The 15,035-nt window shown below is 68.7% G+C and carries 8 protein-coding genes; 3 read left to right on the top strand and 5 right to left on the bottom strand.

The genetic code is table 11. The annotated features are described in order from the left end of the window. Positions 1–88 precede the first annotated feature (88 nt). Both ACH34R_RS14210 and glgB read right to left on the bottom strand, forming a co-directional pair. Positions 89–2,071 (bottom strand): S8 family peptidase, encoded by a 1,983-nt coding sequence (locus ACH34R_RS14210; protein ID WP_397561857.1) that lies wholly within the window; start codon positions 2,069–2,071, stop codon positions 89–91. Between the two features lie 213 nt (positions 2,072–2,284). Beyond that, positions 2,285–4,456 carry a 1,4-alpha-glucan branching protein GlgB gene (gene glgB / locus ACH34R_RS14205; protein ID WP_397561855.1) on the bottom strand — a complete coding sequence of 724 codons (2,172 nt, stop codon included), beginning with the start codon at positions 4,454–4,456 and terminating at the stop codon, positions 2,285–2,287. 308 nt (positions 4,457–4,764) lie between these two features. On the opposite strand from glgB, the gene ACH34R_RS14200 reads away from it, so the two are divergent. The 3 genes from ACH34R_RS14200 (at position 4,765) to ACH34R_RS14190 (ending at position 9,398) form a co-directional block, all read left to right on the top strand. Next, positions 4,765–5,016 carry a hypothetical protein gene (locus ACH34R_RS14200; RefSeq protein WP_397561854.1) on the top strand — a complete coding sequence of 84 codons (252 nt, stop codon included), beginning with the start codon at positions 4,765–4,767 and terminating at the stop codon, positions 5,014–5,016. Between the two features lie 201 nt (positions 5,017–5,217). Then, positions 5,218–9,150 (top strand): hypothetical protein, encoded by a 3,933-nt coding sequence (locus tag ACH34R_RS14195; protein ID WP_397561853.1) that lies wholly within the window; start codon positions 5,218–5,220, stop codon positions 9,148–9,150. A 14-nt stretch (positions 9,151–9,164) separates the two neighbouring features. Beyond that, the gene (locus ACH34R_RS14190; protein WP_397561852.1) at positions 9,165–9,398 is read left to right on the top strand and encodes a hypothetical protein; all 234 of its coding nucleotides are present in this window, start codon (positions 9,165–9,167) and stop codon (positions 9,396–9,398) included. Between the two features lie 4 nt (positions 9,399–9,402). Here ACH34R_RS14190 and ACH34R_RS14185 read toward each other — a convergent pair whose 3' ends face one another. From ACH34R_RS14185 to ACH34R_RS14175, 3 genes are all read right to left on the bottom strand, one after another. Further along, positions 9,403–10,734 (bottom strand): phosphotransferase, encoded by a 1,332-nt coding sequence (locus ACH34R_RS14185; protein WP_397561851.1) that lies wholly within the window; start codon positions 10,732–10,734, stop codon positions 9,403–9,405. Continuing rightward, a complete protein-coding gene (treS, locus tag ACH34R_RS14180) occupies positions 10,731–12,476 on the bottom strand; it encodes a maltose alpha-D-glucosyltransferase (protein ID WP_397561850.1) in 1,746 nt (581 codons plus the stop codon). The genes ACH34R_RS14185 and treS overlap by 4 nt, the downstream gene beginning before the upstream one ends. Before the next feature lie 93 nt (positions 12,477–12,569). Beyond that, positions 12,570–14,720, bottom strand: a complete 2,151-nt coding sequence (locus tag ACH34R_RS14175) for an alpha-1,4-glucan--maltose-1-phosphate maltosyltransferase (RefSeq protein WP_397561849.1) — start codon at positions 14,718–14,720, stop codon at positions 12,570–12,572. Between the last annotated feature and the right edge of the window lie 315 nt (positions 14,721–15,035).

Here is a 15,035-nt window from a genome sequence, read left to right as displayed (position 1 = left end):
CGACTACGTGCGGTCGAGCGTTCGCCGAACGCCCGCCCTGTGGATGAACGAATGGCCTGTGGACAAACTCGGCGGCCACGACCGATGCCTACCTGTTCACATGTTTCCTGAGCGTCGATATGGACCTTTTGAGCTGGGTGGAGGTGGCCTTCCCGCTCAACCGGCGGCGTTCGGCCGTGGTCAGCGCCGACTTCAGCGTGGTGGCACCGGTGATCTTCGCCGTGGTGTTGCGCGCGCCGTGCGCCCAGTTGAGCCACGCGGCCAGCAGTTCGCGGTCCAGCCTGGCCCGGCCCGCCTTTGCCGTGGTGGACCGCAGCACCTTGCCCGCGGAGGACGGCGTGGACATCCTGGCGACCTCCGGGAAGACCTTGCTGGCCCGCTTCACCAGGCTCAGGTAGCAGGCGAGCGTCGCGTCCGTCACCTTCCCGTCGCCCTTGCGGGTCTCGGCGGCCCATGCGGCGGCGGTCAGGGCGGTCCTGGCCTTGCCGCGCGTGCACACGGCGGGGGCGGGGCGCGGCTTGGGCCGGGGGGCGGGCGTGACGGTGACCGTCACGGTGACGGTGACCTCGGGCGCCGGTGCGGGTCCCGGTGGCGGCGGCGGCTCCGTGGTCGGACCAGGCTCGGGCTCGGGCTGAGGTTCCGGCTCAGGCTGAGGTTCCGGCTCGGGCTCAGGCTCTGGTTCTGGTTCCGGTTCTGGTTCCGGCTCCGCGGGGGAGTGGCTGATCGGCGGGGAGGGCTCGGTACCTGTCAGGGCCGCGTGGACGTCGATCCGCGGCGTGGTGACCGTACCGTAGACGACCTTGCGCCCCGCGGCCTTCAGCCGTTCCACCAGGTCCGCCCCCGTGGAGTCAGGGAACTTCTGCCGCAGCAGCGCCAGCGCCCCCGCCACGTGCGGGGCCGACATCGAGGTGCCGCTGTAGGCCGTGTAGGCGTCATCGGGCACCGCCGAGGTCACCTCCACCCCGGGCGCGAACAGATCCAGCAACGCCCCCTGGTTCGAGAACGGCGCGATGGCGTCGGCGTCGTCCGTCGCGCCCACGGTCACCGCCGAGGAGATGCACCCGGGAAACCCCGCGCCCTCAAACGACTCGTTGCCCGCCGCCGCCACCGTCGGCACCCCCTGATCGAGCAGCGCGTCGATCTGCGGCTTGAGGCCCCGCCCCTCCTCGGTGTCGTCGCAGGCGGTGTCGGACAGCCCGCCGCCGAGGCTCAGGTTCACCGCCGCGATCCGGTGCGCGGTGGCGAGCGTGCCGAGGTGGTCGAACGCCAGCCGCAGGCTGGACTCGAAGGCGAGCAGGCAGGTCGCCTGGATTCCGCAGGTCTCCTGGTCGTGGACCTTGCTGAAGACCTGGACGGCGACCAGGTTCGCGCCCGGCGCGACCCCCGGCCCCGGCGCCCCCGCCCCAGCTGCGCCCACCGCGATCCCGGCCACGTGGGTGCCGTGGTCGCACAGGTTCACGCCGCCGTCCAGGCACCTGGCGGTCTCGGCGTCGGCCGCGCCCGGCCCGATCTGGGTGTCCTGCCCGTTGGGGCAGAGCGATTCGAGCTGGAGGCCCTCCTCACCGGTCGCCGAGAAGCACGCCTCCGCGACGATCCTTCCGGCGAGCGCCGGATGGTCGCGGTCCACCCCGCTGTCCAGCACCGCCACGGACGTACCCGAACCCTGCGCGCCTTCGGCGTGCGCCCGGTCGGCCCCGATGACCTTGACCGTCTCGGCCAGGGCGGGCGGGTAGGCGTGGTCCTTGTGGATCGAGAGCACCCGCGGGTCGTCGGCGAGGCTCCGCAACGCCTCGGCGCCGGCCGTGACGACGATGAACGGGCGCTCGCCGGGCGCCGGCCGCAGTACCACGTCGGCGCGTTCCGCGCCCGGGGCGCGCTCGGCCTGCTCCGCGAGGGGCGCGGCGGCGGCCGGATCGCGCAACTCCACGATCGCCCGGACCGGCCGGGCCGCGGCTTCGGCGCGCAGGCCCATCTCGATCTTGGGTTCTGCCGGTGGATCGGCGGCCATCGCGGGGGCGGCGGGCAATAGCGCGAGCAGGAGCGAACAGACGGCCACGCGTCGGAACCGCACACTTCCTCCGGGGGCAAGGAGGCACATAGTCCGCTATGGAGTCTAAAGCTGATCTTCCCCCGGAGAGAAGGGCGAAAGGTACATAAGACCGTGTGCGTATGGCCCGGTATGACCCGGCATGGCCCGGCACGAGTGGACGCGCCCCGACATGGCTCGACCCCCCGCCGCGTGACGCTGACGGAGGGCCGAGCGATCAGATAGTAGTGCAGCCGGTCACGTCACCTCATCGGCGGGCCCCGGGTGGCGCAGCCACACCGCGCCGAGCGGCGGCACGCGCAGCCGGGCCGAGTACTCCAGGCCGTGGTGGGGGAACTCGACCGCCCGCACATCGCCCAGGTTCCCGACACCGCTGCCCGCGTATTCGTAGGCGTCGGTGTTCAGGATCTCCTCCCACTGCCCCCCGTACGGCAGGCCCAGCCGGTAGTCGTCGTGCGGAGACCCCGAGAAGTTCGCGACGCAGGCCAGCGCCGACCCGTCGCGCGCGTAACGCAGGAACGAGAACGTGTTCCCCGGCGCGTCGTCGGCGTCGATCCAGCGGAACGCCTCGGGGGCGGCGTCCTGCTCCCACAGCGCCGGAGTGTCGCGGTAGATCCGGTTGAGGTCGCGGACCAGCAGTTGCGCCCCCTTGTGGACGTCGAAGTCGAGCACCCACCAGTCCAGGCCGCGCTCCTCCGACCACTCCGAACCCTGTCCGAACTCCCCGCCCATGAACAGCAACTGCTTGCCCGGATGCGCCCACATGAACGCCAGCAGCGTCCGCAGGTTGGCGAACCGCTGCCACTCGTCGCCGGGCATCTTGCCGAGCAGCGACCCCTTCCCGTGGACGACCTCGTCGTGGGAGAGCGGCAGCACGAAGTTCTCCGAGAACGCGTACATCAGGGAGAAGGTCATCTGATGGTGGTGGTACTGCCGGAAGATCGGCTCGTGCCGCAGGTACGCGAGCGTGTCGTGCATCCAGCCCATGTTCCATTTGAAGCCGAACCCGAGCCCGCCCAGATACGCCGGGCGCGACACCCCCGGCCACGCCGTCGACTCCTCGGCGATCGTCACGATCCCCGGGGCCTCGCGGTAGCAGACGGAGTTCATCTCCTTGAGGAACTCCACCGCGTCCAGGTTCTCCCGGCCGCCGTGGATGTTGGGGGTCCACTCGCCCTCGCGCCGGGAGTAGTCCAGGTAGAGCATCGAGGCGACCGCGTCGACCCGCAGGCCGTCCACATGGAACTCCTTCAGCCAGTACAACGCGTTGGCCACCAGGAAGTTACGCACCTCGGGACGCCCGTAGTCGAAGACGTACGTGCCCCAGTCGGGGTGCTCGCCCCGGAAGGGGTCGGCGTGCTCGTAGAGGGGCGTGCCGTCGAACCTGGCCAGCGCCCAGTCGTCCATCGGGAAATGCGCGGGCACCCAGTCCAGGAGCACCCCGATCCCGGCGCGGTGCAGTTCGTCCACCAGGTGCCGGAAGTCGTCGGGCGAGCCGAACCGCGCCGTCGGCGCGTAGTAGGACGTCACCTGGTACCCCCACGACGGACCGAACGGATGCTCGGCCACCGGCAGGAACTCCACGTGCGTGAACCCCATGTCCCGGACGTACTCCACAAGCTGCACGGCCAGCTCGCGATAGGACAATCCGGGCCGCCACGACCCCAGGTGGACCTCGTAGACGCTCATCGGCTCGGCGAGCGTCCGCCGGGACGGCCGTTCGCGCATCCACCGGTCATCGCGCCAGGAGTAGGCCGAGCCGTCCACCACGGAGGCGGTCGCGGGCGGGCACTCGGTACGGCGGGCCATCGGGTCGGCCTTCATCCGCCACACGCCGTCCACCCCGAGGACCGCGAACTTGTACCGCTCGCCCGCCGCCACGTCCGGCACGAACAGCTCCCACACCCCGGACCGCCCGAGGGACCGCATCGGATGCCCCGAACCGTCCCAGTGGTTGAGATCGCCGACCACCCGCACCCCGCGCGCGTTCGGCGCCCACACCGAGAACGCGGTGCCGTCCTCGTCGTTGTGCCGCATCACCCGCGCGCCGAGGACCTCCCACAGCCGCTCGTGCCGGCCCTCCCCGATCAGGTGCAGGTCCACCTCGCCGAGCGTCGGCCAGTGCCGGTAGGGGTCGCCGCTCTCGTACGGCTCGCCGTCCGGGTACTTCACGCTCAGCCGATACGGCGGGATCTTGTCCAGCCCGCCCACGACGACCTCGAACACCCCGTGCGCCACATGCCGCATTGCATGCCGCGCACCGCCCTCCAGCACCACCTCGACCTGCTCCGCCAACGGCCGCAGCGTCCTGAACGTCACCCCACCGGGGCCGGGGTGAGCCCCGAGGATGGAATGGGGATCGTGGTGCGCGCCACCCGCCAGCCGGTCAAGCTCCGTGTTGTCCCGCATGCTCTAACCCTGCCCGAGCGAGGGGATTCAACCCACGTTTTCCCGTGACGTCTAAGGAAAGATCTGCATGTCCGGCGGGTTACTTCGTCACCTTCGCGGTGGACGCCGCTCCGATCTTCTCGTACGGCGGGCCCTGGGACGCCGAGGCCGCATGCGTATCAATCGCCACGGACGTCACATCATCATCACCCTGCGAGATCCATTAGTAACTCTACGAAGGAGCGGGGCGAGGAGACAATAGCCATGAACGCAGGCGGTCGCGGTCATCGGGCGCGCCTTCATCGCGATGTCGGGCGAAGGAGAGAGCAATGGCCACTTACAACACCGAGATTCACACCGGCGGTGGCGGCTGGCAGCAGGACCGGCCGCTGACCATCAGTATCGCCAACCGCAATGGCGTCGTCCCGGAGGACGGCCGGCCTTCGACGGGCACCACGGTCACATGGAGCGGTGACGAGGGCAACGGCTCGGTGACCTTCTTCGACGGGGGCAGCAGGTTCGAGGGAACGGCCCGATTCCCTGGTGAGGGGCCGGTCGAGTACCGGGGCCGGATCGCTTAGTGATCGAAGTCCCGGGCCGGTTCGCGTTCGACGGGAGACGCGAACCGGCCCGGGGCATGAAATCGGCCGGCGGCCGGGTGGTGGACGGCGGTTCCCTGGGCCTGCGGCGACGCTCGTGCGACGCCTGGGTCGCGGTGCCGCGACGCGCTCGATGTCATCCTGTTGCCTCCTGGCGGGTCGAGCTGACCGGGAAGGCGCCGGATGCCCAGTCCCGAGAAGGTGCGCCTGCCGAAGCGGCGCACGTTGGCGGTGTCGCCGTTGGTGGGCGCGCGTCAGGTCGGCGGGCGGCCGGCGATGGAGCGAAGTACGGCAGATGTCGTGCACGCACGCTCCCAGCTCGGCAATGCCGCGGTGGCGGCGGCACTGGGCGGCGGCCTGTCTCAGGACGCGAAGCCCCGGCCGTCCGGCTGGACGGAGCGGATGCTGCTGGCCGGGCAGAACCTGGTGGGCAACCAGGCCATCGCGAACCACGCCATCGCGAGCCAGCCCACCGCTGATCACGCCGCCGCCGCGCCCGCTGCTGCGGCGTCCACGCTCGTTCCCGCCGCCAGGAAGCCACCACCGGCCAGGCCGGCCGCACCGAAGGCCAAGGCTCCCTCCGCCCAGGCCCCGGACAAGAAGGACCTGGCGGGAAAGGACGAGCCGGCCGCCGAGCGCCCCGACAAAGGCGCCAAGAAGGAAAAGGAAAAGGCGGGCCCGCGCGCACCGGCCACGGACCCGAAGTTCCAGGCACTGAAGAAGGACGTCACCGCCAAGAAGAAGGCGATCGGCTCCAGCCACCCGCCCGCCCCGGTGGAGGCCGGTTCGGCGCAGGCCGCGGCCGAACCGCCGGCCGACGACCGCGAGGCACGCGGCAAGGCGGCGCACGCCGAGGACATGGACGCCGCCCAGCCGAAGGAGTTCGACAAGCAGGCGTTCATCGAGGCGGTCAGAAAGGCCGTCGCGGACCGGGCCCCGAAGAACCTGGACGAGGCGGACAAGTTCAGCGAGTCGGGCAAGGCCGACGAGGTCAAGACCGAGGTCCAGGGCAAGGTCGGCGAGGGCAAGGACGCCTCCGCACGCGAGATCGCCGACACCACCGCGCAGGTGCCGCAGCCCGCGCCGGACGCCAAGCAGGTCGTGCCGATGGCCCCGGACAAAGTCCCGGGCAGGCCGGGCGGGCCGAATCCGGCCCAGGCCGCCCCGGACCGGTTGCCTCCGTCGGCCACGGACCTGTCGGCCGGTCCTGAGCAGGTCGATCGGCAGATGGCCGAGGCGAAGGTCACCGAGGGCCAACTGTCGTTCCAGAACTCCCGCGAGCCGCAGTTCGACAAGGCCGTCAAGGACAAGAAGTCGATGGAGGCGCATTCGGCGACCGCCCCGAAGAAGCTGCGCGCCGGTGAATCCCGCGAACTCGCACAGGTCAAGAACACCGCGGCCACCCGTGGTTCGGCCGCGATGGCGGGCATCCACGCCACCCGCGTGACCACGGGCCGGCAGGTGGGCACCGGCAAGGCCGGTACGAAATCCAAGGACGAGGACAAGCGCAAACAGGTCACCGAACTTCTTCAGAAGGTCTTCGACCAGACGAAGGGCGACGTGGAAAAGATCCTCACGGATCTGGACAAGAAGGTCGATGACGAGTTCAGCACGAAGGAAAAGCGCGCCCGGGACCGCTTCACCGCCGACCACGAAGAGGGCATGCGCCGCTACAAGGACGCCCGCTACAGCGGCCTCACCGGCAAGGCCCGCTGGGTGCGCGACCTGTTCGCGGGCCTGCCGGAGGAGGCCGACCGGATATACGAACGCGCCAAGGACGGCTACCTGGCGGCGATGGACCGGATCATCACCGAGATCGCCGACACCGTCGAAGCCGAGCTGAAACGCGCCAAGGACCGCATCGCGACCGGCCGCAAGGAACTGAAGGCGGCGGTGGACAGGCTACCGGCCGATCTGAAGGCAATCGGCCAGAAGGCCGCCACCGAGTTCGAGGGAAGATTCGACGAGCTCAAGGACACGGTGAACGACAAGGGCACGGAACTCGTCGACACCCTGGCCACCAAATACACCGACGCGGTGAAGTCCGTCGACGACGAAATAGCCAAGGAGAAGGAGAAGAACAAGGGCCTGGTGGCCAAGGCCGCGGACGCCATCGGCGGCGCGATCAAGGCGATCGTCGAACTCGGCCGGATGCTGCTGGGCGTGCTGCGCAAGGCGGCGTCCGCCGTCGGCGCGATCCTGAAGGACGCGATCGGCTTCCTGGGCAACCTGGTGACCGGTGTCGGCGGCGGCCTCAGGCTGTTCATGAAGAACGCGGGCCGCCACCTCGAAGCGGGCGTGCTGACGTGGCTGCTCGGCGCGGGCGCCGCCGCCGGGCTGCGACTTCCGGCCGGCTTCGACGTCCTCGGCATCCTCACGATGATCGCCGCCCTGCTGGGCCTGTCCTGGCCGAACATCCGCGCCCGGCTGGCCCGCCGGGTCCCCGACCAGGCCATCGTCGCCGCGGAGACCGCGGTGCCGCTCGTCGCGCAGGTCAGACGGCGTGGCGTGGCCGGGATGTGGGACGACCTGAAGACCCAGGTCGGCGACCTGAAGAAGCACCTGATCGGCGATCTCGTCGCCTACCTGCTCCCGACGATCATCATGGCGGGCGTCACCTGGATCGTGTCGCTGTTCAATCCGGCGTCGGCGTTCATCCGCGCCTGCAAGATGATCATCGACATCATCCGTTTCATCGTGACCAACGCCCGGCAGATCATCGAGTTCGTCAACGCCGTACTCGACGCGGTGATCGCCATCGCCCGCGGCGGCACCGGCGGCGTCCCCGCCCTGGTCGAACGCGCACTGGCCCGCTCGATCCCGGTCCTGATCGGCGCACTGGCCGCACTGCTGGGCATCGGCGGCATCCCGGGCAAGGTCCGGCAGATCTTCCAGAAACTGTCCCGCCCGGTGAACCGCGCCATCGACCGCGTCATCGACAAGATCGTCGGCCTGATCAAGAAACTCTGGCAGAAGCTCAAGGCCAAGCTCGGCCCCAAGAAGACCCGGCCGCGTAAGAAGCCCCGAACCCGTAAGCCAGAACGCCCCGATGGTCGCGCGCGACGCCACACGCCGCGAAGACCTCACAAGCGCGGCAGGGACCGGCCGCGTGACCCCAGGGAACCCCGCCGGCCTGGTAAGGACAAGCGTGACGATCGGGCGAAGGGCTCGGTGGCCGCGGCCCTTCGGGAGGCGGTGGCCCTGGCACGGCCCGGCGCGACCTTGGAAGGGATCGAGGAAAGGCTGGGGCCGATCCGGCGCAGGCACGCGCTCAAACGGCTCTCGCTGATCCTTGAGCACTTCGGGCCTACCAAGACCACAATCCGCTTCGCCGCCGTGAACAGCCCGGAGGAGAGCAGCGGACCGGTCAACCTCTGGCACAAGACCTACGATGGAATCAGGCACCTCGTAGAACTGACCAAGGGGCTGGACCGGCTGGTCACCAAGCGGAGGACCTTGGACGACGGCTCGACAGAGGTGGAATTGCTCACGTTCGCGTCCGGTCACAAGGCGATTCGCAAAGTCGCAATGGACGAAACGCTCGACATGCCCGGCGCCACTTCGTCCGAGCGCCGGTACATGCGGACGGCGGACGAGCGCGCCGATGCGGAACGGCTGGGCTTCCTCGTCGCCCGCGCGATCGGGGCGAAAGTGCCCGCGGCGTTCCGCTATTCAGAGACCGAGTTGTTGATGGATTATGTCGAAGGGATTCCCGGGCGAACCCTGCACGGCGACAAGAAGGAACAGGAGCGGCTGATGAGAACACCGGAGGGCCGGCGTCTCGGGCTCCTGGACGTCCTCATCGGCAACGAGGACCGAAACGTCGGCAACTGGATGCTCGTCGATGGCAAGGTCGTCGGGATCGACCAGGGTGAGGCATGGTCGGAGTCCGGGAAGAACCTCTCGGGCTGGGTGCACAAAACGTTTGCCCGAGAGTATTATGACTTCGCGAACAATCGCTGGCGCAAAAACGACCTGAGTCGCGCCGATATCGAGCGGATGGAAAAGGCGCTCAAGGCCCTCCGGCCAGAATTCATCCCCTCCCGGCAGGACTGGTACGATGACATGATGAAGCGTTTCGCGGAAGTGAAGAAGCACAGCCGCCGGCGCGCGTGAACCGGAGCGTTGAAATGCCCACTCGCATCCTCTATGCGGTCGATACGTCCACCGGGGAGAAGTTCCGGCTCATGACCCTCCATCCCGATGGGTCGCTGACCGCGGAAGCCCCTGACATGGCCGAGGCCATCCCCGTCCTTAAAGCGCGCGGGCTGTCCAACGAATTCATCTTCGAGCGCACGAAGCGCCGTTCCAATGCCTATATGCGACATGTCGAAGAGGTCGTCCCCGACGCCGACCGGCCATAGCCTCTCAGGAGAAGGCGGCCAGGGGGATCGGCAGCCAGGTGGGGCGGTTGCGGGCCTCGTACACCACCTCGTACACCGCCTTGCCCAGCTCCAGTGCACGCAGCAGGGCGGCCTCCTGGGCGCCCAGGTGGCGGCCGGCGCCCTCGGAGTAGCCCGCCAGGAAGGACGCGCGGTTGCGGGCCGCCCATTCCTGGGCGCGGCCCTCCAGGGAGGCCGCGTCGGGGTGGTCGGCGAGCATGTGGCGGGCGGCGTAGTCGAAGGAGCGGAGCATCCCGGCGACGTCGCGCAGCGGTGAGGACAGCGCGCGCCGTTCGGCCAGCGGCTGGCCCGGTTCGCCCTCGAAGTCGAGCACGATCCAGTCGGTGGGGGTGCGCATGACCTGGCCGAGGTGGTAATCGCCGTGTACCCGCTGGACCGGTACCGGGCCGGTGATGTCGGCCAGGTCGTTGTAGGCGTCGTGGGCGACGCCGGCGCACCCGCCGAGCGCGGGGACCTCGGCGATGGCGTTGTCCAGGCGACGCCGCAGCATTTCGGCCATCCGCTTCACGTCGGAAGGTTCGACCACCCCCGTGGGGAAGGCCGCGGCCAGCTCGCGGTGGACGTGGGCGGTGGCCGTACCGAGCCGGTACGCCTCGGCGGCGAAGTCGCCGCCGACCTCGTCCGCGCCGACCTCGGGCAGGGACGCGTAGAGGTCGCGCACGCTGGTCAGGGCCAGAGCCCAGCCGTCGTTCGCGACGCTCAGGTACTCCTGCATGATCGCCAGCGTGGTCGGCTCGCCGTCCAGGTCGGTCTCGATCCAGCCGTACGGCGTGGCGATGTGCGCCGAACCGCGCATGGCCAGCGCCGTGACGATCTCCAGTTCGGGATTGACGCCGGGCGTGAGACGGCGGAACAGCTTGCAGATGTAGGAGTCGCCGAACACCAGCGAGGTGTTGGACTGCTCGGCCCCGATCACCAGGCTGCGCGCGCCGACGTCGATGTCGACGCCCGTCATGTGCCGGAAGCGCAGCCGCGACTCGCCGGAACCGAGGTCGGCGTCGTCCGCCATGGCGCGCAGCAGCGCGCCGGTGATCTCGGAGTCGTGGGCCGCGTCGTAGGTGTCGGGGCCGATCTGTACGTGTTTGAGGCGGGACGGGATGTCCGCCGAGCGCCCCAGCAGGATCTGGTAGCGATCCCGGGTCTCGCCCTGCCGGACGGCGACGATCAGGTGGCTCATCCCAGGGGCCACCTCGACCTCGGATTCGACGGTGACTTCTTCGATGGCACGCCCTTTCCCGGCGAACCACCGTTGCCGGGCGATCCAGCCGGAGAGCAGTTCCTCGAAGGTGTTCGTCACGTCGCCGTCGCAGGTCCTTCCTCGCAGGAGCGGGATGGGTTCTTGTCCGATGAGACGGGCGGGAGGGTGAACCAGTAGAACCCATGCCCAGGAAGCGTCAAAAGATACGGAAGCTCGCCGATTGCCGGGAACGGAACCCCTCCCATGCACTCCACCGGGACCGACCGCTCGAACCTCCGCAGGTCGAGTTCGACCGGCTGCGGGAATCTCGACAGGTTGTTCACACAGAGCACCCGGTCGTCGCCCAGTTCCCGGACGAAGGCGAGCACGCTGGGATTGGAGGAGTTGAGTTCGGTGAACGCGCCGAGCCCGAAAACCGGGTGGCGCTTGCGAATCTCGATCATCCGCTTGGTCCAGTGCAGCAGCGAGCCGGGATTCTTCTGCTGGGCCTCGACGTTGATCGCCTGGAACCCGTAGATCGGGTCCATGATGACCGGCAGATACAGCCGGCCGGGGTCGCAGTCGGAAAAGCCCGCGTTGCGGTCGGGGGTCCACTGCATGGGGGTGCGGACTCCGTCGCGGTCGCCGAGCCAGATGTTGTCGCCCATGCCGATCTCGTCGCCGTAGTAGAGCACGGGCGAGCCGGGCAGCGAGAGCAGCAGGGCGGTGAACAGCTCGATCTGGTCGCGGTCGTTCTCCAGCAGGGGGGCCAGCCGGCGGCGGATGCCGACGTTGGCCCGCATGCGCGGGTCTTTGGCGTACTCGGAGTACATGTAGTCGCGTTCTTCGTCCGTGACCATTTCGAGGGTCAGCTCGTCGTGGTTGCGGAGGAAGATCCCCCAGTGGCAGTTCTCTGGGATCTTGGGGGTCTGCGCCAGGATCTCGGAGATCGGGTACCGCGACTCGCGGCGCACCGCCATGAAGATGCGCGGCATCAGCGGGAAGTGGAACGCCATATGGCACTCATCGCCGCCGGTCACCGGATCGCCGAAGTACTCCACCACGTCGCTCGGCCACTGGTTGGCCTCGGCCAGGAGCACCCGGTCGGGGTAGAGGCGGTCGACCTCGGTGCGGATGCGCTTGAGGTAGGCGTGCGTGGCGGGGAGGTTCTCGCAGTTGGTGCCGTCCGACTCGAACAGGTACGGGACGGCGTCCAGCCGGAACCCGTCGATGCCGAGGTCCAGCCAGAACCGCAGCACCTCCAGCATGGCGTCCTGGACGTCGGGGTTTTCGAAATTGAGGTCCGGCTGGTGGGAGAAGAACCGGTGCCAGAAGTACTGGCCGCGGACCGGATCGTAGGTCCAGTTGGACGTCTCGGTGTCCACGAAGATGATCCGGGCGTCGGGGTAGCGGTCGTCGGTGTCGGACCAGACGTAGAAGTCGCCGAACGGTCCGGTGGGGTCGTGCCGGGACGCCTGGAACCACGGGTGCTGGTCGCTGGTGTGGTTCATGACGAGGTCGGCGATGACCCGCATGCCCCTTTTGTGGGCCTCGTCGACGAGCTTGATGAAGTCCCCGAGGTCCCCGAAGTCCGGAAGGATCTTCATATAGTCCGAAATATCGTACCCGCCGTCGCGTAGCGGAGACTCGTACAGGGGAAGCAGCCAGAGGCAGTCCACGCCTAGCCACTGGAGATAGTCGAGCTTCGCGGTGAGCCCGCGGATGTCTCCGGTGCCGTCGCCGTTGGAATCGGCGAACCCTCTGATGAGCACCTCGTAGAAGACCGCCCGCTTGTACCAGTAAGGGTCGTTCGGCTTCTCGTGGGTGAACGTGTTGGGAACGGGCTGAGGTGTCGAGCTCACCGTGGTGACTCCCCGCTTGTCTCGATCGCTCGCGGTTCCGCGGCCGGGGGCGGCCGGCGGGGCGGGCTGTTGCCTACGCTCGCTGCACCTGACCTACCTGACGGCGGCCGGTGCCGCTCGCACCGTGAAGATGTGGGCCGGCTGGATCTGCGGATCGAGACGGACGTAATTGGCCTGACGCCAGCGGTAGGACTCGCCGGACAGCTCGTCGTCCACGACGAACTCGGCCTGCGGGTCTAGACCGAGGGCGGGCAGATCCAGGAACACGGTCGCCTCGCGGGTGTTGTGCGGATCCAGGTTGACGACCGCCAGCACGACATCGCCCATGCCGTGCCGGCGCGCGCCGGACGCGTCGTAGGCGCCGCCCTGCCGCTCCGCGGGCAACCGCTTGGAGAAGCAGACGATGTCTGACTGATCGACGTTGTGAAACCGTAGGTTACGCAATTCTTGCAGGGCCGGATGGGCTCTTCTGAACAAATTCAGCTGCGTGATGAACGGAGCGAGACTACGGCCTTCACGCTCGGCATTCACCCAATCGCGTGGTTTGTATTGATATTTCTCGCTATCCAGGTACTCCTCACTACCGGGGCGAACCGGAACATTCTCCGCAAGTTCATACCCGGCGTACACACCCCACGTTGGCCCCATCAGCGCCGCCAGCACCGCCCGGATCTTGAACGCGGGCACGCCGCCGTGCTGAAGGTACTCGTGCAAGATGTCCGGCGTGTTGACGAACAGATTCGGCCGCAAGAAGTGCGAGGTCTCCTTGGACAGCTCGGTGAGGTATTCCTCCACCTCCACCCGCGAGTTGCGCCAGGTGAAGTAGGTGTAGGACTGGTGGAACCCGATCTTGGCGAGGGTCTGCATCATCGCCGGGCGGGTGAACGCCTCCGACAGGAACAGCACGTCGGGATCGGTGGCGTGGACGTCGGCCAGCAGCCGCTCCCAGAAGCTCACCGGCTTGGTGTGCGGGTTGTCCACCCGGAAGATCCGCACGCCGTGGTCCATCCACAGCCGCATCACCCGTCTGACCTCGAGGTAGATCCCCTCCGGGTCGTTGTCGAAGTTGAGCGGGTAGATGTCCTGGTACTTCTTCGGCGGGTTCTCCGCGTAGGCGATCGTGCCGTCCGCCCGGACGTTGAACCACTCCGGGTGCTCCTTGACCCACGGGTGGTCGGGGGAGCACTGGAGGGCCAGGTCGATCGCGACCTCCATGCCCAGCTCGCGGGTGCGTTGGACGAAGGCATCGAAATCCGCGAAATCCCCCAGGTCGGGGTGGATCGCGTCGTGGCCGCCGCGCTCGGAGCCGATGGCCCAGGGCGATCCCGGGTCGTAGGGCTCGGGGTGCAGGGTGTTGTTCCGGCCCTTGCGGTGGGCGAGCCCGATGGGGTGGACGGGGGGCAGGTAGACGACGTCGAAGCCCATGGCGGCGATGGCGGGGAGTCGCTTGCTCGCCGTACGGAAATTTCCGGACTTGGGGGCGGTGGCGTCGTCCACGATCGCGCCCTCGGAGCGCGGGAAGAACTCGTACCACGAACCGAACAGCGCCCTGCGCCGGTGCACCAGGATCTCGTGCTCGTCCGACACGGTCACCAGGTCGCGCAGCGGATGGGCGGCGAGCAGCGCGGCGGTCTGCGGAAGTTGCGCCACCGAGAGCCGCGCCCTCGGGTCGAGATTCTCATCCCGCAGCCGGGCCGCGATCTCCTGGAGCGCGGCGCGGTGGCCGCAGGCGTGCTCGGCGTCGCGCTCGCCGGAGCCGGGCGTACCGAGGCCCGCACCGCCGCGACCGGCGCCGACGGCGACCGGCTCGGCCCTGGCCGCGGGCGTGTTCGCGCCGTGGCAGTCGGCCGGACGTACGGCCTTGGCCGCCCGCTCGAACAGCCGCGCGCCCTCCTCGCACATCAGGTCCACGTCGAGACCCCGGGGGATCTTGATGGCGGCGTCGTGCAGCCAGGTGGCGATCGGATCGCCCCACGCCTCGACGCGGAAATGCCAAAGGCCCTCATCGGGCAGCGTCACCTGGACACCCCAGCGGTCGGTGCCGGGCGCCAGCTCCCGCATCGGCAGCAGCGGCCCGCGCGCTCCCGCGGGATCGGTCAGCACCACTCCGGCCGCGACCGCGTCATGGCCCTCGCGGAACACCGTCGCCGCCAGGTCGAAGGTCTCGCCCGCGGCGGCCTTGGCCGGCCGCCGGCCGCAGTCGACCACCGGATGGATGTCCAGTATGGGGATTCGTCCAATCATCGCGTCTCAAGGTAGCGACGGCGCACTCGGTGCCGCCGGGGATTGTCCGGAAGGAAGGATCTTTCTCTGGTCATGACCGGGGCATGCGTCGGCATGCGCCGCGACATTGTTGTCCTGGTGGCGCCCGGGAAGAGTCGGTGGTTCATCCAAGGACGTGCCCCAATCACCCGGCTTCATGCCTCCCGGAGAAAGAGTCATGAAGTCTTCCTCTCGGGCGAGTTGCCCCAGCACGGCAGGTCCGGGGACGATCCGGGAGGCCCGGTACGACAAGGCGCTGAGCAGGAATTCCGCTTTGAGATGTTTTGCCGCTGAGTA

Origin of the sequence: Spongiactinospora sp. 9N601, assembly GCF_044326295.1 — a bacterium.
Lineage (GTDB): Bacteria > Actinomycetota > Actinomycetes > Streptosporangiales > Streptosporangiaceae > Spongiactinospora > Spongiactinospora gelatinilytica.
This window is presented reverse-complemented; position numbering and strand designations above follow the sequence as displayed.